This window comes from Methylocystis sp., from assembly GCF_021731785.1.
GTDB lineage: Bacteria > Pseudomonadota > Alphaproteobacteria > Rhizobiales > Beijerinckiaceae > Methylocystis.
Genome location: NZ_JAKFWS010000100.1, coordinates 1 through 24,283, shown reverse-complemented (window position 1 = coordinate 24,283; position 24,283 = coordinate 1). Strand labels below are relative to the sequence as shown.

The 24,283-nt window shown below is 64.0% G+C and carries 22 protein-coding genes and 1 pseudogene; 12 read left to right on the top strand and 11 right to left on the bottom strand.

What is annotated here, in order from left to right; all coding sequences use genetic code 11:
* Positions 1-292 precede the first annotated feature (292 nt).
* Entirely contained in the window at positions 293-1,225 is a 933-nt protein-coding gene (locus QZ964_RS15490) for a ribose-phosphate pyrophosphokinase (protein WP_292532541.1), read from the top strand.
* Between the two features lie 48 nt (positions 1,226-1,273).
* Here the strand turns inward: QZ964_RS15490 and QZ964_RS15485 are convergent, their stop codons facing one another.
* Complete coding sequence (locus QZ964_RS15485; protein WP_292532540.1) at positions 1,274-1,729, bottom strand: hypothetical protein; 456 nt, start codon at positions 1,727-1,729, stop codon at positions 1,274-1,276.
* 126 nt (positions 1,730-1,855) lie between these two features.
* Between QZ964_RS15485 and QZ964_RS15480 the strand changes: the two genes are divergently transcribed.
* Entirely contained in the window at positions 1,856-2,800 is a 945-nt protein-coding gene (locus QZ964_RS15480; protein WP_292532539.1) for a helix-turn-helix domain-containing protein, read from the top strand.
* A gap of 53 nt (positions 2,801-2,853) precedes the next feature.
* Here QZ964_RS15480 and QZ964_RS15475 read toward each other — a convergent pair whose 3' ends face one another.
* Positions 2,854-3,366 (bottom strand): DUF1697 domain-containing protein, encoded by a 513-nt coding sequence (locus tag QZ964_RS15475; RefSeq protein ID WP_292532538.1) that lies wholly within the window; start codon positions 3,364-3,366, stop codon positions 2,854-2,856.
* Between the two features lie 166 nt (positions 3,367-3,532).
* Here QZ964_RS15475 and QZ964_RS15470 point away from each other — a divergent pair, with 166 nt between their 5' ends.
* Positions 3,533-5,041 (top strand): acyl-CoA synthetase, encoded by a 1,509-nt coding sequence (locus tag QZ964_RS15470; protein WP_292532537.1) that lies wholly within the window; start codon positions 3,533-3,535, stop codon positions 5,039-5,041.
* Positions 5,042-5,131: 90 nt separating this feature from the next.
* Here QZ964_RS15470 and QZ964_RS15465 read toward each other — a convergent pair whose 3' ends face one another.
* The gene (locus QZ964_RS15465; protein ID WP_292532536.1) at positions 5,132-5,605 is read right to left on the bottom strand and encodes an integration host factor subunit alpha; all 474 of its coding nucleotides are present in this window, start codon (positions 5,603-5,605) and stop codon (positions 5,132-5,134) included.
* A 557-nt stretch (positions 5,606-6,162) separates the two neighbouring features.
* Here QZ964_RS15465 and QZ964_RS15460 point away from each other — a divergent pair.
* Complete coding sequence (locus QZ964_RS15460) at positions 6,163-6,408, top strand: hypothetical protein (protein ID WP_292532535.1); 246 nt, start codon at positions 6,163-6,165, stop codon at positions 6,406-6,408.
* Positions 6,409-6,558: 150 nt separating this feature from the next.
* On the opposite strand, the gene QZ964_RS15455 is transcribed toward QZ964_RS15460, so the two are convergent.
* Entirely contained in the window at positions 6,559-6,954 is a 396-nt protein-coding gene (locus QZ964_RS15455) for an AprI/Inh family metalloprotease inhibitor (protein ID WP_292532534.1), read from the bottom strand.
* Between the two features lie 168 nt (positions 6,955-7,122).
* On the opposite strand from QZ964_RS15455, the gene hemN reads away from it, so the two are divergent.
* From hemN to QZ964_RS15440, 3 genes are all read left to right on the top strand, one after another.
* A complete protein-coding gene (hemN, locus tag QZ964_RS15450; RefSeq protein ID WP_292532533.1) occupies positions 7,123-8,469 on the top strand; it encodes an oxygen-independent coproporphyrinogen III oxidase in 1,347 nt (448 codons plus the stop codon).
* A 22-nt stretch (positions 8,470-8,491) separates the two neighbouring features.
* Positions 8,492-8,881: a hypothetical protein gene (locus QZ964_RS15445; protein WP_292532532.1), complete on the top strand. Its 390-nt coding sequence runs from the start codon at positions 8,492-8,494 to the stop codon at positions 8,879-8,881.
* Positions 8,882-8,952: 71 nt separating this feature from the next.
* Positions 8,953-10,047, top strand: a complete 1,095-nt coding sequence (locus tag QZ964_RS15440) for an ATP-dependent RecD-like DNA helicase (RefSeq protein WP_292532531.1) — start codon at positions 8,953-8,955, stop codon at positions 10,045-10,047.
* Between the two features lie 36 nt (positions 10,048-10,083).
* On the opposite strand, the gene QZ964_RS15435 is transcribed toward QZ964_RS15440, so the two are convergent.
* The 3 genes from QZ964_RS15435 to QZ964_RS15425 all read right to left on the bottom strand — a co-directional run bounded on the left by QZ964_RS15435 (position 10,084) and on the right by QZ964_RS15425 (position 12,637).
* Complete coding sequence (locus QZ964_RS15435; protein WP_292532530.1) at positions 10,084-11,271, bottom strand: hypothetical protein; 1,188 nt, start codon at positions 11,269-11,271, stop codon at positions 10,084-10,086.
* Between the two features lie 256 nt (positions 11,272-11,527).
* On the bottom strand, positions 11,528-12,037 hold the full coding sequence (locus tag QZ964_RS15430) for a hypothetical protein (RefSeq protein ID WP_292532529.1): 510 nt from the start codon (positions 12,035-12,037) through the stop codon (positions 11,528-11,530).
* A gap of 27 nt (positions 12,038-12,064) precedes the next feature.
* The gene (locus QZ964_RS15425; RefSeq protein ID WP_292532528.1) at positions 12,065-12,637 is read right to left on the bottom strand and encodes an HNH endonuclease; all 573 of its coding nucleotides are present in this window, start codon (positions 12,635-12,637) and stop codon (positions 12,065-12,067) included.
* Between the two features lie 348 nt (positions 12,638-12,985).
* Between QZ964_RS15425 and QZ964_RS15420 the strand changes: the two genes are divergently transcribed.
* The 5 genes from QZ964_RS15420 (at position 12,986) to QZ964_RS15400 (ending at position 21,398) form a co-directional block, all read left to right on the top strand.
* Positions 12,986-14,227, top strand: a complete 1,242-nt coding sequence (locus QZ964_RS15420; protein ID WP_292532527.1) for an exonuclease SbcCD subunit D — start codon at positions 12,986-12,988, stop codon at positions 14,225-14,227.
* Positions 14,224-17,997 (top strand): AAA family ATPase, encoded by a 3,774-nt coding sequence (locus QZ964_RS15415; RefSeq protein WP_292532526.1) that lies wholly within the window; start codon positions 14,224-14,226, stop codon positions 17,995-17,997. The genes QZ964_RS15420 and QZ964_RS15415 overlap by 4 nt, the downstream gene beginning before the upstream one ends.
* Positions 17,998-18,282: 285 nt before the next feature.
* Positions 18,283-19,908 carry a porin gene (locus QZ964_RS15410; RefSeq protein ID WP_292532525.1) on the top strand — a complete coding sequence of 542 codons (1,626 nt, stop codon included), beginning with the start codon at positions 18,283-18,285 and terminating at the stop codon, positions 19,906-19,908.
* 142 nt (positions 19,909-20,050) lie between these two features.
* Entirely contained in the window at positions 20,051-20,764 is a 714-nt protein-coding gene (locus QZ964_RS15405) for a tetratricopeptide repeat protein (protein ID WP_292532524.1), read from the top strand.
* 412 nt (positions 20,765-21,176) lie between these two features.
* On the top strand, positions 21,177-21,398 hold the full coding sequence (locus QZ964_RS15400; protein WP_292532523.1) for a DUF2093 domain-containing protein: 222 nt from the start codon (positions 21,177-21,179) through the stop codon (positions 21,396-21,398).
* On the opposite strand, the gene lpxK is transcribed toward QZ964_RS15400, so the two are convergent.
* From lpxK to QZ964_RS15380, 4 genes and pseudogenes are all read right to left on the bottom strand, one after another.
* Entirely contained in the window at positions 21,395-22,402 is a 1,008-nt protein-coding gene (gene lpxK, locus QZ964_RS15395; protein WP_292532522.1) for a tetraacyldisaccharide 4'-kinase, read from the bottom strand. The genes QZ964_RS15400 and lpxK overlap by 4 nt on opposite strands.
* 27 nt (positions 22,403-22,429) lie before the next feature.
* Complete coding sequence (locus QZ964_RS15390; protein WP_292532521.1) at positions 22,430-23,710, bottom strand: 3-deoxy-D-manno-octulosonic acid transferase; 1,281 nt, start codon at positions 23,708-23,710, stop codon at positions 22,430-22,432.
* A 123-nt stretch (positions 23,711-23,833) separates the two neighbouring features.
* A complete protein-coding gene (locus tag QZ964_RS15385; RefSeq protein ID WP_292532520.1) occupies positions 23,834-24,094 on the bottom strand; it encodes a DUF4170 domain-containing protein in 261 nt (86 codons plus the stop codon).
* Positions 24,091-24,283: pseudogene (locus QZ964_RS15380) on the bottom strand (inositol monophosphatase family protein); the annotation flags it as partial. The gene QZ964_RS15385 and the pseudogene QZ964_RS15380, both read right to left, overlap by 4 nt.

Genomic DNA, 24,283 nt, shown 5'->3' with positions numbered 1-24,283 from the left:
GCGGCGAGGACGGCTGCGGCGCATGATCCGATACGCTATTCGTCATTAACGGAAGCGACGCCTGTCTACTACGCAGTTGGGCGAGATGGGTGAAGGCGCAAACCAAACGCCCGGCCCGCCGCGCATCGGTGAGGCCGCCATCATCATTTAGAGCATTACCCGTCCAAGAGGCAATCCTGTCGGCATTTTTATGACCGAGAAAGCCGCCATCGTCGCGTCATATTGTTCATAGCCGCCATCGCTGCTATGACGCCGCGGCGTTTAAGGCGCGGGGGCGGACCGAATGGCGGCGATGAAACTCCTGGCTGGCAATTCCAACCGGCCGTTGGCGGAGGCGATCGCCGCCCATCTGGGGGTTCCGCTTTGTCGCGCTCAGGTTCGCCGCTTCGCCGACCAGGAGATCTGGGTCGAAATCCTGGAGAATGTTCGCGGGCAGGACACATTCGTGATCCAGTCCACCTCCGCGCCGGCCAACGACCATCTCATGGAGCTGTTGATCATGGTCGACGCGCTGCGTCGCGCCTCTGCGCGTCGCATCACGGCGGTCATTCCCTATTTCGGCTACGCCCGTCAGGACCGCAAACAGGGGCCGCGCACGCCCATTTCGGCCAAGCTCGTCAGCAATCTGATTACGCGGGCGGGGGCGGATCGCGTTCTCACCGTCGATCTACACGCCGGCCAGGTGCAGGGCTTCTTCGACATTCCGACAGATAATCTTTTCGCCGCGCCGGTCATCGTCGCGGACATCAAGTCGCACCTCGAACTCAAGAACGTCATGGTCGTGTCGCCGGACGTCGGCGGCGTCGTGCGCGCCCGTGCGCTGGCGAAGCGCATCGACGCGCCGCTGGCGATCGTCGACAAGCGGCGCGAGCGCGCCGGCGAGTCGGAAGTCATGAACATCATCGGCGACGTCAACGGCCACAATTGCATTCTCATCGACGATATCGTCGACTCTGGCGGCACGCTGTGCAACGCCGCCGAAGCGCTGCTGGCGGCGGGCGCCGGCTCCGTATTCGCTTACATTACCCATGGCGTGCTGTCGGGAGCGGCGGCGGAGCGCATCGCCAATTCGAAGCTAAAGCAGCTCGTGGTCACCGACACGATCCGCGCCACGGCCGCGGTCGAATCCGCCCCGAACATTCGTGTCATTCCGATCGGCCATCTGATCGGCGAGGCGATCGCGCGGACCGCACGGGAGGAGAGCGTCTCGAGCCTGTTCGATTAGGATTTTCGCTGGAATAGCGCCCCCGGGTAGCCTGCTCGGCCAATCGGTTCAATCGGCCGTCGGCCGGAAACTTGCGCGCAGCGCGAGGAGGCAGGCGCCGGCGAATCCGAAGCTGGTCACGACGATGCTCGCCATGAGATAGAGCCTGAAAAAGGTTGGACCCCAACCTTCGGCGGGCGGGCCGTCGAGCACGGGGTACGCCGCCTGCAAGAGGAACAGGCTCGAGTTGGTGAATGCGCCCACGACCATCGCCCAGCGCACGGGCCAGGCGAAGGGAATGCGCGTTCCGTAGAAGCCGAGCAGCAGCGCGCTCATCAGCAGGAAGTCGATATGGGCCTGCAGGACGCGAGAAAATTTCCCTGGAAAAATCGCCGCTATCAGCGGCGCTTCCATTTTGAGCGCCACCAGACACCATGCCAAAGCGAGCGCGACGAGTATCCATAAGGCGGCGCCCCTGAGCAGAATAATGTTGGCGTCTCGATTCGATCGTCCGATTTGAATCATTCTAATTTTCCTGCAGACTTCGGCGATTCGCCGCAGGACGGATATGCAACGTCCATCGCAAAAATGCTTGACTGAGGCGGCTGAAAAACTTGTCTGAAATGGATCTGCGGGGCGTGAAGAGGCGCGATGACGAAAACGCAAATTCTTTCGACAGAAGACGCGCCGCCGGGCCGTCGCCGCGAGTGGCTCTGCGAGGTGATCGGTCGCGAATACGCCCGTGCAGACGCTTGCGCCCTGCCGACCCAGCCGCTGTTCAATGAAATGACGATATATGGCGAAATGGACGTGCGAGTCTCGGCGATCCGCTCAAACGCCATTCGCATCGAAAGACCAAAGCGGCCACTGCTGCCGGACAGTCAGGACGCCTATCTCGCCGTTGTGCTGCTATCGGGCGAATATTTTCTTGAGCAGGGCGAGCGTCAAGTATCGCTGCGTCCGGGCGAGATGTCGATCTACGACGCCACCCGGCCGCACAAAATCTGTTGTCCCGGCGCATTCTCAAAGCTGATCGTCTCTCTGCCGCGTGCGACGACGCGCGCGCGGTCGCCCGGTGTCGACCGCCATGTGGCGTCGCGAGTGGCCGGCGCCGCGGGCATCGGCGCGATGGCCGTGTCCTATATCCGCTCTCTTGCGGCCCATGCCGGCGAACTGACTGACGAATCCTTCGCCGCGATGTCGGATCATTGCGCCGATTTGATCGCCCTGTCGCTGTCGGAGCCGGATGAATATCGCCGAGCAAACCGTGGCCGGGAGGCCACGCTGCGGCGGGTGAAGCGGTTCATTGAGAGCCGTCTCGGCGATCCCGAGCTTGACCCGGCGATGGCGGCGCAGGCGCTCGGCCTTTCATCCCGCTATCTCAATGCGCTTTTCGAAGCCGAGGGCCTATCGCTGATGCGCTATGTATGGGCGAGGCGTCTGGAAAATTGTCGGCGCGACCTCGCATCCGACGCTCGGGCGCCGATTGGCGAGATCGCCTATCGCTGGGGATTTAGCGATCTTTCGCATTTCAGCCGCACATTCCGCCGGCGGTTTGGACAATCAGCGCGCGAGGCGCGGAGCCGGAGCGAATAGGTCGTTTCGTTCGCCTGCTGTCGCGTTCCTTCGAGCGGAGTGCAGGCGCATTCTCAAATTTCGAGAGCCATGCCGACGAGTTTTGCGATAGTGTTCATATTTCGAGCCGTGCCATGCGTCGCGGCGGGAATTTTGAGCTTCGAGCGACCCATGCCCGCGCCATAGTGAACATAAATCTCGCGTGATCCCAAACGCATTTCTTCGTCTGCTTTGCCTACGGCGTGATCGAGGGCGTCGGGTGGCGGCGGGTCATCGAGAAAAATCGCCACGGTGAAATTAGCCGGCTTCCCTGGGAAGGGATTTCCGTTCAGCACTGCCTGCATCTCACTGGCGGTGCGGACGAAAATCCCCACAGGTTTTCCGGCGTAGGCGAGCAGTCTCGCCTCGATTTCCGACTTCACTTTTGCCGCGGACGCTTTGCTTCCGAAGACGACGTTTCCGCTCGCGATATATGTTTCGATATGATCGAAACCCGCATCGACGCACATCGCCTTTAGTTCGTTCATCGGCAGTTTGCCGGTTCCCCCGACATTCGCAGCGCGCAATAGCGCGACGTATCTGATCATGCCAAATGCGAGCACATCGGCCTGGCGATCGTCAATCTCAAATCGACGCGAGCCCGCGACGATCAGATTGGGAGACGGTTCAATTCGACATTTGTCAAATCACGGCGGGCTTGCCCAAGCGGGCGTCGAAATGCCAGAACGCCATGTGACAGCGAATTTGTCCTCAATGCTCGAATCCGTTCCCCACCGTTTCAATCTCGCCCATTACTGCCTCGCCGAAAATGCGCGACTGCGGCCCGACGCGACGGCGCTCACCATCGTCGGCGACGCCGGCGCCCAGCGCTGGACTCATGGCGAATTCGATCTCAAGGTCCGCCGGCTGGCCGCTGGGCTGCGCGATCTCGGCTTGCCGCGCGGCGCGCGCGTGATGATCCGAATGGGGAATGAAGCGAACGCTGCGCTCGCTTACTTCGCCTCGATCGCCGCCGGCTATGTGGCGCTGCTCGCGTCGTCTCAGCTCACCTTCGAGGAGGCTGAGTTTATGGCGCAGGACTGCGGCGCCTCCGTGCTGGCGCTGGGCGCGTCCTTTGAGACCGAGCCCCATGGCGGCGACTTCCAGATCCTGCGGGGCGCCGATCTGACGCGGTTTTCTGAGAGCGAGCCGATCGGCGACTATGTCGACACCGCCGCCGACGATCCCGCCTATCTCGTCTACACCTCAGGCACGACGAGCCGGCCGAAAGGCGTGCTCCACGCCCATCGCGCCGCTTGGGGACGACGGCCGATGCGCGAGCACTGGACTGGCCTGGGTCCGGGCGACGTGATGCTGCACGCCGGCGCGATCAACTGGACCTATACATTGGGCGTCGGCGTCGTCGATCCGCTGTCGGCGGGGGCGAGCGCGGTGCTCTACAATGGCCATCCGGATCCCGCCGCCTGGCCGCGTCTCATCGAAACCTATCGCGCGACGATCTTCGCCGCCGTGCCGGGCGTCTTTCGCCAGATTCTCAAATATGGCGCGCCGGAGACCGCCAATCTTTCGAGCCTGCGGCACGCGCTCTCGGCCGGCGCGGCGCTGCCGTCGAGCCTGCTCGCCGATTGGCGCGCGCGCACGGGCAGGGATATTTTCGAAGCCTTCGGAATGAGCGAAATATCGACCTTTGTCTCCAGCGGACCGACGGCGCCGGTGCGTCCGGACTCGCCCGGCAGGCCGCAGCCGGGCAGGGTGGTCGCGGCGCTGCCGCAAGACGGCGGCGAGACGCCGCTTCCGCGGGGCGAAACCGGCCTCCTCGCCGTACGCCGGGACGATCCGGGAATGATGCTCGGTTATTGGAATCGTCCCGAGGAGGAGCGCGAAGCATTTCGTGGCGAATGGTTCGTCTCCGGCGATCTCGTCGAGTTCGACCCAGAGGGCTACATGTGGCGGCATGGCCGGGTCGATGAAGTCATGAACGCAGGGGGTTATCGGGTCTCTCCTGCTGAAGTTGAGAAGCGGTTGCTCGAGATCAGCGGCGTGGTCGAAGCGGCGGCTGCTGAGCGGCCGGGGCGCGACGCATCCGCGACGATCATCAAGGCCTATGTGGTGACGCGCGACGGCGCGCCGCAGGACGATGCGGCGATTCTCGCGTACTGCCGCGCGCATCTTGCCGCCTACAAATGCCCCCGCGCGGTTGTTTTCCTCGACGCGCTTCCTCGTAACGCCAATGGCAAGCTCAATCGCGCCGCCTTGCCGTAAAAAATTGAGGCCCGATCATGCGCCGGGGCGTGCGGCGAACGATCGGGCCCCAAGTCCGCACAACAGGGAGGAGGGCGGACTACCGTGAAGTCACGGAGCTGGCGCTCTCACGAGCTCGGCCACTGAGCGCTGGCGTGCGAGCCGACCGCGTGCGCGCTTCTTGACTTTGGTTAGCGGAATATTGCCGTTGATGGCCGCCTTCATGTTAGGCGACGCCTTGAAGGTGATGACGCGGCGCGCTTCGATCGGAACCGGCTCGCCAGTGCGTGGATTGCGACCCGCACGCTCGCGCTTGATGCGCACCAGGAACGAGCCGAAGTCATGCAGCTTAAGCGACTCTCCGGACGCGAGCGTCGCCGCCATCTCCTCGATCACAAGGTCGGTCAGGCGCTTTGCTTCCCTGCAGGACATGCCCTCGATACGGCGATGGATCGCCAACGCGATGTCCTGGCGCGTGAGCGTGCCGCGCGAACCCTCGTCGACCGACGGAGCTTCATGTTCGACCTCCCTGCTGCTGGCCCGCGCGAAGGGCTTCAGCATCTCTCCTGGATTGGCGATTGACATCAGCGCTCTGATCCTCAGTTTTGGGCCGAAGCGCAGCCTTGGGGTAGCGCTTGCCGGCCGAGGGATTGCGGCGAACTTGCATCAGAACCTGATTGTTCGGGCGCGGCGCCAGGTCCACCTTGCCCTAAGGCTTTCAACGCGATGCGCATCTTCAGGCATCGACTGTAGCCGCCGCACGTTCCAGTTTGACGCAACTTGGCGCAATATCTCGCTATTCTGCAGATTGCGTGCTAGCGCGCGGCTTTGCGCCGCTCCCGCCCTGAAGGCGCGATGCGCGGCGATTTTTTGCCCGATCGGTCCGCCGCGCCGCTGACAAGATTGCGAGAAAGATGTCCTGTTTTGATACGACTGTGCAATAAGTGGATCGTTTTGAAGACAATCTCGCCTCCCTGTTTGGAGGGTCCCGAATACCGGGCTTCGCAAGGCGATCGGCGCTGGCGCAACAAAGCTGACTGACCGATGAATAGCGTCGCCATGTCCGGTTCAGACAGTCTGCGTCATGTTATGCGAGTTGGGCGCCGAGACAGGCGGCGCGTTAACGGACCGGAGCCGAGATGATGTCGCGCCAGCCATTCGCCCTTGCTCTCATCCTGACGCTTTTCGCGTTCCCGGCGGCCGCATGGGACGATCAAGGGCGTCAGAACTGCCCGCCCTGCCGAAGCGAAAGTTTCGGCCACGGCTATGATCCGTTCGATGACGGTTCCGAGGCTTGGTTCGCGCCCAACGTCGGTTCCTGGGCAGATCACGCCGACGCCTACTACGGATACGGCGAGCGTAATTTCGGAGAGTCCGATTTCGATTAGCGCCGCCGGCGGTCGACGATCGCCGGGTACGAGTCTGCAGTTCGTCGTCAGCCGCGTCGCGCTATCCGTCGCCAGCGCCCCGCCCCTCTCGCAAGGCGACGGCGTAGAGCCTCCCGGAGCAATCCGGGAGGCTTTTTTGAGAAGCGCGCGTTAGAGCGGCTTGAGGCTGAGCGCCTTACCTTCTTTGGCGTCTCGCCGCCAAACGCCTGAAGCGTCTTTGTCGAAGCGGGCCTTATGGCCCTTGCGGGCGGTGAGCACCAGACGCCCCTGATCGAGTCCCCAGCCGACCGGATCGAAAATCACGACGCCATTGTCACGGCAGGCGGGGGCAAGCTGCGCTTTCAGGCCGGCGCGACCGCGGACGCGGGCGTCGAGCGTCAGCATGCAGCCCGTATCCTTGTCGCCCTCGCGGAGAATCGAATAGCGGCCGGCGGCGTCTCCCGGACTCGCAGCAAGCGCGAGCGGCGCCGAGGCGCCCGCGGCGGCGATAAGGCAAAACCCCAGCAAATACTGCCCTCGCCAGAAAAATATCGCCATTTGCGCCATTGCTCCCGCCCTCGTGAAAATTGTCTCAGTCTGCCTTTTTCAAGGCCGACGGCCAAGCCGATTTCGCGCTCGCCCGCGTCAAAGTGCGGCAGACGCAGCTTTTGCGTGGAAAGCCGCGTCGCGATATCAATTTGAAAGGCGCTGCGATGCGGCGAGGGAGTCAGAAGGATGGACCTAGCGTCGCTGGCTTTGGCCGAACGATCCGCGCCGCGCTACACGAGCTATCCGACCGCGCCGCATTTTTCGAAGTCGATTGGCGACGCCGAGACGCGGGCCTGGATCGCGAAGCTCGATCCTGTGGCTTCGCTCTCGCTCTATGTTCACGTGCCTTTTTGCACAGCGATCTGCGCCTACTGCGGCTGTCACACAAAGGCCGTACGTCAAGATGCGCCGCTCGAATTCTATGCGCAGACGCTCAAGAGCGAAATCGCGCTTACCGCGGAGGCGACTCGCGCGCGGCGGGTCACGAGCATTCATTGGGGCGGCGGCACCCCTGGCATTCTCGGTCCTTCGCGCTTTACTGCGATCGTTTCGGTTCTGCGCGATCATTTCGAACTCTCCGCCGAAACCGAGCACGCGATCGAGCTCGATCCGCGCATTCTCGATTCCGGCCTCGTCGAGGCGCTGGCGGCGGCGGGAGTCACGCGCGCTTCGCTCGGCGTGCAAGACTTTAACGCCCATGTGCAGGAGGCCTCCGGCCGCGTTCAGCCATACGAGACTGTCGCGCGCGCCGTGAGATTGCTGCGCGGCGCCGGGATTGCCGCAATCAATCTCGATCTGATGTATGGCCTGCCGAAACAGAGCGTTGAAGACGCGGCGCGCACCGCATCGCTTGCGGCGTCGCTTGAGCCGCAGAGGCTTGCGGTCTTCGGCTATGCCCATGTGCCCTGGTTCAAGTCGCACCAGAAGCTGATTGACGCCGCCGCGCTGCCCGGCGTCGGCGAGCGTCTGGCGCAGGCCGCCGCCGTGCGCGCCATTCTCGAAGACAAAGGATATGAGGCGATCGGGCTCGACCATTTTGCGCGGCCTCACGATCCGTTGGCGATCGCGGCGCGCGAAAAGCGGATGCGCAGAAATTTCCAAGGATATACGACCGACGCCGCCGACGCGCTGCTGCCGTTCGGCGTTTCATCGATCGGCCGTCTTCCGCAAGGCTATGTCGGCAACGCGACCGATCTTGCAGGCTGGCGGCGCGCCATAGAAGCGAAATGTTTCGCCACGACGCGTGGCGTCGCTTTCACGCGCGAGGATGTCGCCCGCGCCGATCTCATCGAACGGCTTATGTGCGATTTCGAGGTTGACCATGGCGCCGTAGCCGCCCGGCACGGCTACGCAAACGACGTTTTCGACGGCGCGCAAGCGTCGCTCGACGCGCTGATGAACGACGGCGTTGTCGACATGCAGGGCCGGCGCCTGGTCGTGACCGAGCGCGGAGAGCCGTTCGTTCGCCTTGTCGCAGCCGCCTTCGACGCCTACCTGCACAATTCGCCTGCCCGCCACTCCTCGGCGGTGTGAGCGCTTCGGCAAGGAGACGCTCATGACGCCGCTTACGCTCTTTCTCGCAAAGCTGATCGGGGCCTATGCCCTGATCATGTCCGCCTGGATGCTGGTGCGCAGGGACGTGGCGCTGCAGATGATCGAAAGCATTTCGCGCGAACCTGTCGCCATCGCCTTCATCGGCATGATACGGCTGGCGATCGGCCTCGCCATGGTGGTCGGCCATGATATTTGGACCGACGCCGCCGCTGCGCTGGTATCGCTCGTCGGGTGGCTGACGCTGATCAGCGGCGTGCTTACCCTGTTTCTGCCGCCGCAGACCGTGCGCGATATATTCGCGCGGATGGGTTACGAAAAGCGTTATCCGGTGTTCGCGCTCATTTCTTTCGCGCTCGGCGGCGCGCTGCTGATCGCTGGCTTCAGCGCCTGACGAGTCGGCGATAGCGCTTGTCCGTCGGCGTTGCGTCCGCCATCGTGACTCTCTGATTCGACTCTGCAGCCATGCCCATCTGGACGCCTGAACAGGACCAAGCGCTGATCGCGGTTGCGCGCTGGCTTGAAACGCCCGGCGCGCGACAAGTGTTCCGCTTGTTCGGATTCGCGGGAACCGGAAAATCGACGCTCGCGCGCCATCTCGCCGAACATGTCGACGGCGACGTCGCCTTTGCGGCGTTCACCGGCAAGGCGGCGCTCGTCATGCGCTCGAAGGGCTGCAAGGACGCGCGCACGATCCACAGTCTCATTTACCGCGCTACCGACACCGAGACCGAGGAGCCTTCGTTCGTTCTCAACGACGACAGCGACGCCGCACGTGCGAAACTCATCGTCATCGACGAATGCTCGATGGTCGACGAGGAGCTCGGCCGCGATCTCCTGTCCTTCGGCAAGAAAGTGCTCGTGCTCGGCGATCCGGCGCAATTGCCGCCGGTCAAGGGCGGCGGCTTCTTCACCGAAGCCGAGTCTGACGTGATGCTGAGAGATGTGCATCGGCAGGCGGCGGACAACCCGATTATCCGCCTGTCAATGGCGATCCGCGCCGGCGAGGGCGTCGAGCAGGGCGTCTTTGGAGAGACGCGAGTCGTTCGCCGCGACTCGCTAGATCCCGCGCTCGTCACCGGCGCCGATCAGGTGCTCGTCGGATTGAACAAGACTCGGCGCGCCTATAACGCGCGTCTGCGCGAACTGCGCGGCTTTACCGGCGACCTGCCGCAGTCGGGCGACAAGCTCGTCTGCTTGCGCAACAATCGCAAGAAGGGACTTCTGAACGGCGCGCTCTTTAAGGTGAAGAGCGCCGGCGTGTTGCGCCGCGGAAAGGTGAGAATGCTCGTGACGCCGGAAGACAGCGAAGGCACAAAATTCCAGCGCGTCGCCGTCATTCCGCAACTGTTCGGCGCCGACAGCGACGTCCCTTATGCGCTTCGTAAGGACTCGGACGAGTTTGATTTCGGCTACGCGCTTACCGTCCACAAGGCCCAAGGGTCGCAATGGGACGACGTGACGCTATTCGATGAGTCCTTCGCCTTTCGCGAACATCGGTCGCGTTGGCTTTACACAGGCGTGACGCGGGCGGCGAAAAAGCTGACGCTTGTCATTTAGTTCTGTAGATCGCCCAAGCGACGCGAAGCTTGGGACTTATTTTCCCCAGGCGTCGATGGCGTCAGCGAAGACGCGCTCGCCCGACGGGCCTTTTTCCATGTTAATCGTCGCCGCGCGACCGTCCGCTAGCTGCATCGGCAGATCCAACGCGGAGAGCGATCGCAACAGAAGAATGTTGCGCGACTCGTGATCGCCGCGCATCAGCCCGATGAGGAAATTGTTTTCGGTGATCGGCACGGGAATGCCGACGACCTTCTCTCCCGACTGCGCATCGGAGCGTCGCATCTGAATCGGGCCGATAGCCTTGACGCCGCCGATAGCGCTGCCTGGCGCCACGGTGAATGAGACGTTGATCGTGTGCGACGCGGAAAGCGCCGCGTCGGTATTCTTTCGAAACAGCAGCGTCATCTTCAGCTTCGCATCGGGGATGTCAATGTCGCCGCGAATGGCCGATCCGACCGGTTCCCCAGGTCCGCCGACGTTCTCAAGGCGCCAGACGACAGAGCCATTATAAATCTTGTCGACCTTGGTTGGTTCGGCTAGCGAGCCGACCCACATTTCCGCCTTCTGCGCGACCGGCACGGATGGGCTGCGCGAGGGAGGCCTGGCCGCGACTCCCTCGCCTCCGACGCGATCGTTGATCTTGCCGTTTTCAGGCGCGCTGGAAGCCGACCGCTCCGGTTTGAGTTTGGCTAGATCCTCAGGCTGTTCGCGAAGTTGCCAGGCGAGCGTTCCGACGATCGCCACGAGCGCAACGACAACGCCGGCGATGGATAGGGTTAAGCGCAGCGATCGTTTCGGCTTCGGCGCGGGCGGCAGCGGCGCGGGCGGCCGCTGGTATTCGCGCGACGGGACGTCGCCTCCGCTCGCGATGGAGGAATAAGGCGTGTCGCGCCATTTCGACTCTTCGTTTTCGGCCGCCGCGCGCGCGGCAGGTTTTGCACCCGCAATCGAACGCGCCGCGCGCTGCGGCGCAGACACATCAGCGCCGGATTGAGGCGCTTGCGCGTGCTTTGCGGCGCTCTCAGCTTCGACTCGCTCAATCGCTTCTTCGAGCGCGCGGCCTTCGGCGGCGATGTCCGCTTCCGCGACCGGCGGCTGGATGCCGCGCAACTGGTTGAACAGCGCTTTGCGGGCGCGTTCGTAGACCGCTCGGCGCGCGTCCGGCGTGGATTGCGGCAGAGCGGCCACCGCCCGCGCGATCAGAGATTGGTAGTCTGCCATGTCAGTTTATGAGCATTTCCGGCATTGGGCGTCAATCCTGGCGCCGCCAGAGTCCAGGAAAATCGGGGGATTCTGAGGCGCCCCGCGCGCGCGACGGGCGCGGGCCTCGGCTGGCGGTCAGTCGATGCGCTCGTGCCGCGCCATGCGGATTCGCCCTAACATTACGCACAAAAGAAAATATCGTCGCTGCGCAAGCCGCAATGTGTTGATGGCGCGCAGACGCGCGCATCGCGCGCATTGCAACGCCGAAGCGGGCTCAGCGCTGGCGAAATGGCGGTTCGAATTGCGCCGGCTCGCGATCATTCGGCGCGGCGATCAGCCAGTAGATTGCCCCCGACAACGCGCCGGTGAGAAAAAACAGTAAAGCGATGCGAAGCTCGAGCGGACTCGCGTCGCCGGCGCGGTCAAGTCCCTTTCCTGCGCGGGCGATCCACGGAGATGCGCCGGCAAATATCGCAGTCACGCCCGAATACCAGAGCAGCGAGCGGGCGCCGGCGATCTCGCCGATCAACGCCGCGACCGCGAGAGGCGCAACGCAGGTGGCGATGATGATCGCCCAAATGATGAATCCAAATTTCGCCACAGGATCGCTCAATCCGCCGGCGCTCATATCTTCTTCAATGTAGGCGAATGCGCCGGACAGCGCCGCTTCGAAACCCGCTTGCCGCGTCGCCGGGTCCAAGAGCGCCGACACGAGTAGAAAAATGGCGCCCACGCCGACGGCGACGACGAAGCCGAAAGCCATGACGAGGATTCGGCGAATCATTGGAGCTCTCTCTCGGACGCGCGCAACCTATGGTTCGAGCACCGAATCCCAATAGAGGTAGTCCATCCAGCTTTCGTGCAGATAATTGGGCGGAAACAGCCGGCCGTTGCGATGCAGATCGGCGATCGAAGGCTGATAAGGCGCCTGCGCCGGCGACATATGCGCTTCATACGGAAGGCGGTCGCCCTTGCGCAAATTGCAGGGCGAACACGCCGCGACGACGTTTTCCCACGTCGTCGCGCCTCCCTTCGATCGTGGAATGACGTGGTCGAACGTCAGTTCTTCATGTTCGCCGCAATATTGGCAGGTGAAGCGATCGCGCAGGAAAACATTGAATCGCGTAAATGCCGGCTGCCGAGTGGGCCGCACATATTCCTTCAGCGACACCACCGATGGCAGACGCATTTCGAAGCTCGGGCTTTTTACCGTCCTGTCGTATTCCGAGACGATGTTGACGCGATCGAGGAACACGGCCTTGATCGCGTCCTGCCAGCCCCACAGAGAAAGCGGATAGTAGCTCAGCGGCCTGTAGTCGGCGTTGAGCACAAGCGCGGGACACGCCTGCGGCGAGACAGTCTGTTGACGAAAGTGAACAGTCACCCTGGCTGCCTCTCCAGTTGAGAAGGGGCTCGCGGACCGCGCCAAGGTCCAGCCCTTTGCGATGACGCATATTTTACAGGCACGACGACAGGGTTGTGAAGGCGCCGCGAAATGGCCGGGCCTCGGGGTCGGGCCCCTCGGTTCAATGCCATAAATGTTCGCCACATAGTAGTCGTGGCATAATCCGCTCAGATTGAACGTAATAATCAGATTTCGTCTTTGCGCCTATCAGCGTTCAACTATATCCAGAAGCGCATTATTGGCTTGTGCTTTGCTGCCTGGAGGTTGGATGGCGCCTCGAAAACCACGAAATTAGTCCAATCCGACCCATGGCGCCCAAGCGGGCGCTTGCCGACCGCCGCCGCCCTGGCGCCTACTGCGGAGGTGATTCGCCTTCTTCACACTGCCGATTGGCATCTGGGCGCGACGCTGCAGGGCTGGTCGCGTGAAGCAGAGCATCGCGCCGCTCTGGCGCAACTGGTCGCCATCGCGAAGGATCGGGCGGTCGACGCGATCATCGTGGCGGGCGACGTTTTCGACAGTCTCAACCCTTCCGCCGACGCCCAGCGGCTGCTCTACGACACCTTGCGCGACCTGCGCGCCGCCTGTCCGCATGCGCGGATCGCGCTCGTCGCCGGCAATCATGATCCTGCGGCGCGGCTCGAAGCGCCGCGCGCATTGTTCGAGATGGCGGACGTGGTTTCGATCGGCGCCTTCGCGCGCCGCGACGGCGCCTTCGACGCGCGCGCGCATCTCTCGCCAATCCGGGACGCGACGGGCCGCGTCGGCGCGCATTTGCTCGCGCTGCCCTATCCACGCGCGGCGGATTTGCCTGTCGCCTGCGAAGGCGCCGACGGCGCCGTGCGCGAGGCATATCGCGAGGCGGTCGAAAGCGCACGGCGCGAAATCGGCATGGCGCCGCTCATCGTCACCGGCCATCTTCATGTCGCCGGCGGGCTCGAATCGGAAGGCTCCGAACGACGGATCTTCGTCGGCGGCGAACATGCGGTTGCGCCCGACGTCTTCTCGGCGGATGTCGCTTATGTCGCGCTCGGCCATCTGCATCGTCCGCAATCTGTCGGCCGCGACACGATCCGCTATTCCGGCTCGCTCATTCCGATGTCGAAGACCGAAATCGACTATGCGCATGGCGTCAGCATCGTCGACATTGACGATTCCGGCACCGTCGCTGTTGAACATGCGCCCTTCAGCCGCGCCGTGAGACATTTGCGGGCGCCAGCGAAGGGCGCGCTATCGATCGCCGAACTCGAGCCGGCGCTGCAAACGCTCGATCTCGACGATTCGGCGCCGATGGAGAGCTGGCCTTTCGTCCATCTCGCCATCAAAGTCGACGGTCCGGCGGTCGGCGTGAAAGCCGAGGTCGACGCGATTTGCGAGAAATTTGCCCTGCGCGTGGTGTCGATGACCGTCGAGCGGCCGCAATCGCTGGCGCCACCGGCGGCGGCGGCGCTGCGCCTTGTGGAACGCAGGCCCGCCGATTTGTTTCGCGAAGCCTTTGAGCAAACCCACGGCGTCGCGCCGACGGACGGCCATTTCGACTGTTTCGAGCGCCTTCTGCAGGAGGCGTGACATTGCGCATTCTGGCGATCAGAGGGGCCAACCTCGCCAGTCTCGCCGACGCGTTCGCCATCGACTTCCAACGCGAGCCGTTGCGCTCGGCGGGGCTCTTCGCCATTACCGGGGAAACCGGCGCCGGCAAATCGACGATTCTCGACGCGATCTGTCTTGCGCTCTACGACAAATTTCCTCGCGTCGCCGCGGCCGCCGCGAGCGAAGGCGCGCCGGACCCCTCCGGAGAGACGCTGGGCGCGGCCGACCCCCGGGCGATTCTTCGTCGGGGCGCCGGCCGCGGTTTCGCCGAAGCGGATTTCATCGGCAGGGACGGGGTTCGCTATCGGGCGCGCTGCGACCTGCAGCGCGCGCGCGGCAGAGCAGCGGGCGCGTTGCAGAAGCGCGGACGGTCGCTCTGGCGCATCGATGACGCCGGCGAAATCGTCGCGGCGATCGAGAGCGGGATCGAGCCCGTCAACGCCCGTATCGTCGAACTGACCGATCTCACCTTCGATCAGTTTCGCCGAACGGCGCTTCTGGCGCAGGGCGAATTCGACGCCTTTCTGCGCGCCGACGCCAGGGAGCGCGCCGAGCTCCTCGAAAAGATCACTGGCGCCGAAATCTATGGCCTGCTGTCGAAGCGCGCCTTCGAGCGGGCGCGCGAGGCGCAGCAGGCGGCGACCATCGTCGAACGCCGCCGCGCCGAGATCGGCGTGATGTCGGAAGACGAGCGCGTCGAGATCGACGCCGAAGCGGCAGCGGCTGACGCCGAACGCGCCGAAGTCGCCACAATACGCGCCGAAACGCTGGAGGCGCTCGGCAGGCTCGATGCGCTGGAGCAGGCGCAAGTGAAGCTGGCGCAAGCGATATCGGCGCGCGAAGAGGCTTTGCGCGCATTCGAGAAGTTGTCGCCGGAGCGCCAGACGCTTGCGGCGCTGGCGCTCGTTGAGCCGCTGCGCGGCCCACGCGATGACATGCGACGCGCCGAGCAAGCAGAAGAACAGACGACCCGCGCCGCCGTAGAAGCCAAAGCGCAGGCGGGCGTGGCGCAGGAGGCTTTCGCCGCTCATGAAGTTCAAGCGCGATCGGCCGCGCAGGCCTGCGCCGCGGCGGAAACCGACGTCGCTCGTTTGGCGCCGATTTGGAACGAAGCGGCGGCTCTGGACGCGCGCATCGCCAATTTGGCGATCGAGGAAGAGAAGGCGCACAGCATCGCTCAGGACGCGGCATCCCGCGCGACGGAGAAGCGCGCCGATCGCGCCGCTGCGATCGAGCGGCTCGCCGATGTTCGACGCGAGAAGGAAATGGCGATCGCCGATCTCGCGCGCCTCGCGCCGGCCCGCCCGCTCATCGAACGCTGGCAAGAGATCGAGGAATGGCTGACCAAGCGAGGCGAGCTTTTGCACGCCAGGCGCGCATGCGACAGCGCGCTGGCGTTGGCCGTCGCCGAACTTGGCCGCGGCGAAGCGACGCTTGCTGAATTCGAGTCTCGCGATGCGAAGGATCGAGCGGCGAGCGAGAAACTGACGACGCAGATCGACGAGAGCGATCGCGCGCTTCTCGCGCTCGATGAGCCGGCTTCCCACGCGCGTGGGGATATGCTCTCGCGCGCGGCGGAACTTATCGATCGCTTGCGCGGGCAGGCGCGCGCTTGTGCCGAGGCCGAAGTCGCAATGGCGGCGGCGCGGCAAGAGCTTGCGCGCAGCCGGCAGGACGAAGCCGCGTGTCGACAGAACCTCGAGGAATTGCGCGCGCGCCGCGCGCAGCATGTGGCGCATAGCGCCGACGCCGAGCGCCTGGGCGAACTGGCCGACGCTGCGGCTGATCCCCATGCGCTGCGATTGCGCGCGGCGCTAAGCGACGATGCGCCTTGCCCGGTTTGCGGCGCACGCAAACATCCTTTCGCCGAAACGCATGATGCAGCGAACGCATTGATCGAAACATTGCGCGCGCGGCGAGACGAAGCGCGGCGAGCGCTCAGCAGCTTGGATGAGGAGACTGTCGCGTTGAGTGCCCGCGCCGCGCAGGCGATGGCGGCGCACCAGGATGCATCGCGTCGCGCAGCGGAAGCGGAAGCGGCGCGTGCGCGCGCCGAGGCCGAATACGCGTCGGGTTTCGGCGACGATCGCGCAAGAAACGTCGTTCCCGAATTTGCGCCGCCGGCGTCGATCGTATCGGCCTCGGGGCGACTGGACGTGTTGGCGAAAGAGGTCGCATCTGCGCGCGACGCCGTTGCGCAAAAGCTTGTTGTTGCGCGCCGGTTGCGCGAGGAGCGCGATCGGCTGCGCGGCGCGCGAGAGGCGAAGCGTCAGGCGCTCGACGCGCGTCAGGAGGAGCGCGCCGGGCTTTCCAAATCGCTCGAATCGGCGCGCGAAACGCGGGCGCGCGCCGAAGCGGAACGCTCAGCGCTTATCGAGCGGCTGGAGTCGATCGATCGCGCGCTTGCGCCATATCTGCGGCTCTGTGATCTCTCAGCCGTCGATGTCGACCGCGACGCCGGATCGGCGCGTCGCCTTCTCGAAGCGGCTGGCGCGCGTTATCGGCAGGCGTTGGCGCGATCCGATGACCTCGCCGAAGTCGTCGCCGCGGTCAGTCTCAAGGCTGAGCGCCACTGCGCGGAGGCGGACGGCGCTTGCGGCCGCGAAGCCGACGCCAAGGCCGATCATGAGGCGCGCGCAAAGAGTCTCGCTGTTGCGCGTGGCGAACGCGCGCGGCTTCTGGAGGGAGAAGCGACGGCCGCGCATCGCGCGCGCGTCGAAGATCGCCGGCGGGCGGCTGTCGAAGCGCGCGATGCGGCGCGCGAACGACTCGCCGAAGCCCAGCAGGCAAGGAGCGCCTGCGAGGCGCGTTGCACGCATTTGTTGGGCGCAGCGCAGGAGGCGGCGATCGACGCCGAGGAGGCGCGCGCGGCCTATGCAGCGGCGCTCGAGGCGGCTGGCTTCGACAACGCCTCAGCATCGCCGCTCCTCGACCTCTCGCGCGACGAGCAGGCGAAGCTGAGTCTCGCCGTCCGGGCCGTTGAGGCGGAGCGCGCCGCGGCAGAGGCTGCGGTCAGAGCGCGGCAGGTCGATCTCGACGAAGCGCGCGCCGCCGCGCCAGCCGACACGTCGCGGGCGGCGCTCGCCGCTCTGGAGGCCGACATCGCCACCCGCCTCGACGAATTGTCGGGCCGGCTCGGGGCCTTGCGCGAGCGCCGCGCGAGAGACGATGAGGCGCGCGAGCGCGCCGCCGCGCTCGGCGAGGAGCTCGAAAAAGCGCGCGGCAACGCCAAGCTCTGGAACGAAGTCAGCGAAGCGATCGGTTCGGCGAGCGGCGACAAATTTCGCCGCTTCGCCCAGGCCGCGACGCTGGAGCATCTCGTCAGCCTCGCCAATCAGAGCCTGAAGCTGCTGGCGCCGCGTTACGCGTTGGAGCGCTCCGCCGACGCTGGCTCGCTCGGGCTTCAAATCGTTGATCGCGATCTTGGCGACGAGCGCCGCTCGACGCGTTCGCTTTCAGGCGGAGAGCGCTTCCTTGCGTCGCTTGCGTTGGCTTTGGCGCTGGCCGGACTCGAAGGACGCAATTCCTTTGTCGACACGCTGTTTATTGACGAAGGTTTCGGCGCGCTGGATTCGGCGACCCTCGATGTCGCCATCGACGCGCTGGAGACGCTGCAGGGGCAGGGCAGGCGCGTGGGGGTGATCAGCCACGTCGAATCCCTGCAGCAGCGGATCGCGACGAAAATCTGCGTCGAGCGCCGCGGCGGCGGGGCGAGCGTGGTCCGACTTCGCGCGCCTCGTGACGCGTGAAGTATACGCCCTTCGCCAACCCCTGAAAGTAGCAGCCGATCGATTCTTGCCGCATGGAAGAGGCGCGTCGAAAGAGCAGCAAATGTGTGGCGATGCATTCAGAAAAAAGTCTAGCTGTGGCGGCAAAGCCACAAAAAACAATGTTTAGGCGCAAGAACTGTGGCGCTGGCGCCACATCTTGAGGTCCTTGCTACGTCACATTCCTGCACGGACAAAGTTTGTCACCGCTCTGTCATCCAGCGTCGGCTTCACTGTCGCCCGAAAGTTAACCGGGGAATTAAACCTATGAAACTTCGAGTGGGACAACGCGCGCTCGCCATCGCGGCGTTCGGCTTGTATATGACGGCTTCGGCCGCTCCGGCCGCGGCCGACACCGCGTCCGAAATTCGCGCGCTAAAGGCGCGCCTGTCGAAGCTTGAAGCCGATGAAGCCCGCGCGAGGCGAGAGGCCAAGGTCGTGCACGCGGCCCTTCCGGCCGACAAGGGTCCCCCTCCGCCGCCCCCGCCGCTGCACTGGTACGAAAGACTCAGTCTGCGCGGCTATACGCAGATGCGCTATAACGACATTCTGAGCGGCGGTCCCTACTGGTACGACGTCAGAACGACGAACGACCGTTCGGTCGGCGACCGACAAAACTTCTTCATCCGTCGCGCGCGCATCATTCTGAGCGGCGATGTCTCCGACCATCTCTATCTCTACTTCCAGAACGACTTCGCGAGTTCTCCTCCGAATGCAAATTCGACTTCGCCGACCTTCGCCGCTTACGCCAACCCAGCCGCTCAGGCCGTCTACTATTTCTACAATCCATTGTTCGCCTATCCGGGCTATAATCAAGTAGGCAGTTACGCGAACGCCCCCGGCAACTTTGCGCAAATTCGCGACCTCTATGCCGACATCTACTTCGACAAGGACAAGGAATTCCGCGTCCGCGCCGGCCAGTCGAAAATTCCGTACGGCTTCGAGAACTTGCAGTCGTCGCAAAATCGTCTGGCGCTTGATCGCGCCGATGCGATCAACACCTGCTGCAAGGACGAACGCGACCTCGGCCTGTTCTTCTATTATACGCCCAAGGAAATGCGGCATCTCTTCCGCGACCTCGTCAAGAACAATCTGAAAGGCTCGGGCGATTACGGCATGGTCGGCTTCGGCGTTTATAACGGCCAAGGCGCCAACCGTATCGAACTCAACAAAGGCACGCATATCGTCGCGCGCTTCACTTATCCCTACGTCTTCGAAAACGGCCAGGTGGTGGAAGCGAGCGTCCAGGGTTACACGGGACGCTTCGTGCCTTATACGCAGGCGATCAGGCCCTCTTTCGGCATGGCGACAAACTGGGCGGGCTTTATTCCGCTAAACACGCCGTACACCAATATCGGATCCGGTTTTGTTCCCTATGTGAATGGCCCCGGATGGAACAACGTCGGCAACTTCCAGTATACTCAATATGGCGCGTTCAATACTTGGGGACCGGTCGTGGCCAATGGCGGTCAGGGCATTCGCGACTCGCGCGTCGCGGTCACCGGCGTGATCTATCCGCAGCCCTTCGGTCTTCGGGCCGAATGGAACTGGGGCGTCGGGCCGCAGCTCAATGCGTCGCAGACGGCGATCGAGGCGAGAAGCCTGAGAGGCGGCTATGTCGAAGCCACCTACAAATATGAGGACAAGGAGTTCGGCACCGGCGTCTATTTCCCCTTCGTCAAATGGCAATACTACAACGGCGGGTTCAAATTCGATAACAACGCGCCGAACGGCCGTGTGTACGAATGGGACGTCGGCATCGAGTATCAGCCCTTGCCGGAGGTTGAATTCACGGCGATCTACTCTCGCATGGACCGCACCAATACGGTCGCAGCGCCCTATCGGCAGTTCCAGGCGGATCTGCTGAGAATGCAGTTGCAGTGGAACTACTGATCGTTTAGTCGGTTCTATTTCGTCGAACGCCTCCGGTCTTGACCGGAGGCGTTCGCGCGACTTTCGCAATTTTCGTTTCCTCGTCTAATGGCGAACAGGACCTTTGAAGGCCTTTTACAATGGGCTCGGCGCGAGGATTCGAATGATGAAGCTGACTGCGACGATTGCCTTGTTCTTCATGTTCGCGTGGGCTGGGCCGGCGCTTGCTGATGACTATGAGAACGCCGTCAGCGCAACGCGACGCGGAGATTTCGCCGACGCCTTCAAATTCCTGAAACCGCTCGCCGACAAGGGCGATGCGCGCGCGCAAGGCGACCTTGGCGCAATGTATCTCACTGGCAAGGGAGTCGCCGCCAATCCCAAGGAAGCCTTGAAATGGCTGCGATTGGCCGCCGATCACGGAAACGCCTCTGCGCAGTTCAATCTCGGCACCATGTATCTCGAAGGACAGGTGGTGATGAGAGATTACAAGGAGGCGATGAAGTGGAACTTGCTGGCGGCGGGTCAGGGACTGGCCGCGGCGCAGGTGAACATCGCCTCGATGTTTTATGACGGCGTCGGCGTCTCCCAGGACTACAAGGAAGCGGCCAAATGGTTGCGACTGGCGGCGGAGCAAGGCGACGCCGACGCTCAGCTGAATCTCGGCAACATGTATGTCGCCGGACAGGGCGTCGAACGCGATCTGCTGCGCGGCTTCATGTGGACGCAGCTCGCGACGGAGACGCTCGCAATGGGCGACGCCGAAAAGAAAGCGGTGCGCGACATGTCGCTAAAATCATTGTCGCCGGAGCAGGTCGCCAAGGCTCAAGCCATGGTCGCTCGATGTAAGGAAACGAAATTCAAGAACTGCGACTGAGCCACTCGGTAATGCTCCGACCGACGCGCGTCACCGCTCTATGAACACTGGTGCGATTTGTTTTGGTCGTTCGCTGTCAAGCTCGCAGGCTTTGATCCTACGAGCGGGTGATCGACGAGGACTGTTTCAGCCCCGTTCAGCCAAGTCCGCCACCACGCCCTTTCGGCGATAAGCTTTGCGAGTGGTCCCGCATTCCCATCTTAGCAAGACTGAAGCGCCAGGGGCCGGCTGCAAAGCCCGCTGAGTCCAAGGCCCGCCGGGCTTTTCTTTTCGCGTCCGCGGATGCTATGGTCTTCTGCAATTGCTATCCGCCGGAAGGGAGCGTTGGACTTCGCCGATGAGGTCGCTCGTGACGACGCTCCGGCGCCTTGTCGGGCGTCCGTTCCCCCGGCGCCACGGGTCGAGAACGCGCATGAACCGTTATGACCGCCAGCCTCAGCCTGCTGAAGAGGCCGTCGTCGAATATCTCGATGGCGAATATCGCGTGCGCAAGCCGGGCGCCTATGTCCGCTGCGCGGTCACCGGAGAACCGATCCCGCTCGAGGATCTGCGCTACTGGAACGTCGATCTGCAGGAGGCCTACAGCGGGCCGCACGCCAAGCTGATGCGTCTTGGCGTCAAGAAGCCGGACTAGCGGCGCGCATGGCGCGCTTCGTCGCCCGGCTCGAGCAGCCCGCGAAGCGCATCGTCCAGAACGGCGGCGTCATCGAATACGAGAGTGACGGGCAGCGCATCGGCGCCGAGCGTCGCAAGCCGATCGCCCATTCGCGTCGCGTCCTTTTCCGTCGTAACGAGGCGCGCGCCATGCGCTTGCCGCAGCCTCGACAGCGTTGCGTAATCTCGCTCGGCGAACCGGCAGTGATCGTCGAACGAAAGCCGCACCGCGACCTCCGCGCCGCATTTTTCCAACAGGTTGAAAAACTTCTCGGGCCGGGCGATGGCGGCGAAGGCCACGACGCGCGCGCCTCTTATCGCATCAGCGGCGTCGGGTTCTGGCGCCAAATGCGCGGCGACGACGCGCTTGTTGACGCGTGCGGCGATGTCGCGCCCGCGCGCGCCGTCGCCGATGACGACCAGCATGTCCGCCGCCGCAAGCTGCGCGTCGAGCGGCGCCCGCAAAGGCCCGGCGGGCATGCATCGGCCGTTGCCCGCGCCATAGTCCGCGTCGACTGCGATGAGCGTCAGGTCGGGCGCGATGCGACGGCTGTGAAAGCCGTCGTCGAGAATGACCACACTTGCGCCGAGGCGCTCCGCCAGAGCTGCGCTGGCGATGCGATCGACGCCGACAATCGTTGGCGCGACGCGCGCAAGCAGCAGCGCCTCGTCGCCGACGTCGTCCGCGTCGTGACGATTGAGGTCGACGGCAAAGGGAGACCGCCCGCCGTCACTGCGGCGATAGCCCCGCGTGAGAAGGGCAGGGCGTTCTCCCGCCGCCTTGAGACGTTGCGCGATGGCGATCGCGAGAGGCGTCTTGCCGTCGCCGCCCGCAGTCAGTCCGCCCACGACGATCGCCGGCAAATTGGCGCGCGGCGCCTCGCGCGCGAGCCGTCTGCGGGCGACGCCGCCAAAGAGGGCGCCGAGCGGCGAAAAAAGTCGCGCCGCCGCCCCGTCGTCGCGCCAGAAGCCGGGCGCGCGCATCTTATTGAGCGCGAGGGCGCGCGACGTTCATCGCTGGGCGACCGCCATTTGCGCGAGATAGGGCTCGACGGCGTTCATGATCCCGCGCGAGGCGCCGCCCAGTCTCTCGACCGTTTCCGCTGCGGCGCGCCCCATCTTGCGCATGCGCGCCGGTTCCGAGAGCAGATAATCCGCGGCCCGCGCCACCGATACTGCGTCCGAGGCGCGCGCAGCCGCCTTTGCAGCGGCGAACTCGGCGTAAACTTCCGTGAAGTTTTCGACATAGGGGCCGTGAAGAATCGCGCAGCCGAGCTTCGCCGCCTCGATCGGATTTTGTCCGCCGCCGCCGGGCAGCAGCGAGTTGCCCATCAGGACGACTCCGACGCTTCGGAAAACGAGGCCGAGTTCGCCGACGCTGTCGACGACATAGACGTCGACGTCGCGTCGCGGCTCAGGCTCCTGCGAACGCAAGGCCGCGCTCAATCCTCTGGCGCGCGCGGCTTCGACGATCTCGGCGCCGCGCTCGCGGTGACGCGGCGCGATGATCGTCAGTAGCGACGGCGTTTTTGCGGTCATTTCGACATGCGCGTCGAGCACAATGTCTTCTTCGCCGGCATGGGTCGAGACCGCCGCCCAGGCCGGCCGCGCGCCGATCGCGGCGTTGAACTCGGCAAGTCTCGCAGAATCCGCGGGCGGCGGCGGCACGTCGAATTTGAGATTGCCGGCGATGCGCACGCAACGCGCGCCGAGCGCCAGGAACCGGGCGGCATTGTCCGAATCCTGCGCGAGGCAGAGATCGACGGCGCCGAAAACGGATTTCGCCGCGCCCGGAATGGCGCGCCAGCGTTCGGCGGATCGACGCGAGATGCGGGCGTTGGCGAGAACCAGCGGCGCGCCGCGCGCGCATACCGCGGCGACGATGTTGGGCCAAAGCTCCGACTCGGCGAAGACCGCGATGTCCGGACGCCAATGGTCGAGAAACCGTTCGACAAATTTGGGCGCGTCAAGCGGCGCATATTGGTGGAACGCCCCCGCCGGCAAGCGCGCGCTGAGAACCTTCGCGGAAGAGACGGTGCCGCTTGTGACGAGCACGTCCAGTCCGCGCTGAATGAAACGGTCGATCAGGGGCAGCAGCGACAGTGTTTCGCCGAGGCTCGCGCCGTGCAGCCAGACAAGGCGTCCGCGCGGGCGGGGGCGATGTGACTCGCCCATGCGTTCAGCCAGTCGCTCGGGATCTTCCTTGCCTCGTCTTGCGCGCCAGTTGAGCAGAGCGCTGGCGAAGGGAGTCGCCGCGATCGTCGCGAGCCGGTACAGTTTCAGAAGCGACATGTTTCCTGTCTGTTAAGGCTCCCGGTCCGCATCGGCCGTCTGACCGCGTCTTCTCCGCGCGAGTCGGGCCATCTCCGGAACCATGATTCTATCGCCCGGCAAAACGGCAAATTTTGGAAGCGATTATAGCTCCTCCACGTCGGGATCGAGCAGCCGATAAAGGTGCACCACGAAATAACGCATGTGCGCGTTGTCGACTGTGGACTGGGCTTTCGCTTTCCACGCCGCGAGTGCGCTGGCGTTGTCCGGATAAATGCCCACGATGTCGAGCTTGCCCGGATCGCGGAAGGCGACGCCGTCAAGCGTCTCCAACTCGCCGCCAAATACAAGATGCAACAGCTGCTTTTCTTTCTTCGCCGAGGTTGCTTGGGTTGTCTTGTTCATAATTTTCCTTCTAGCGCCTGCCGCGCCAGCGCGAGGCTCTGATCGAACAGCGATCTCGGCGCCGCGATGAGCATGTCGCGGGCGAGCGAGGCGCGATTATAGGTGAGCGCAACCCCCTCAGGCTCGCTGAGCATGGCGCCCGCCTCTGCGAGGAGAACGTCGGCGGCGGCGATGTCCCAGTCGCGCGCA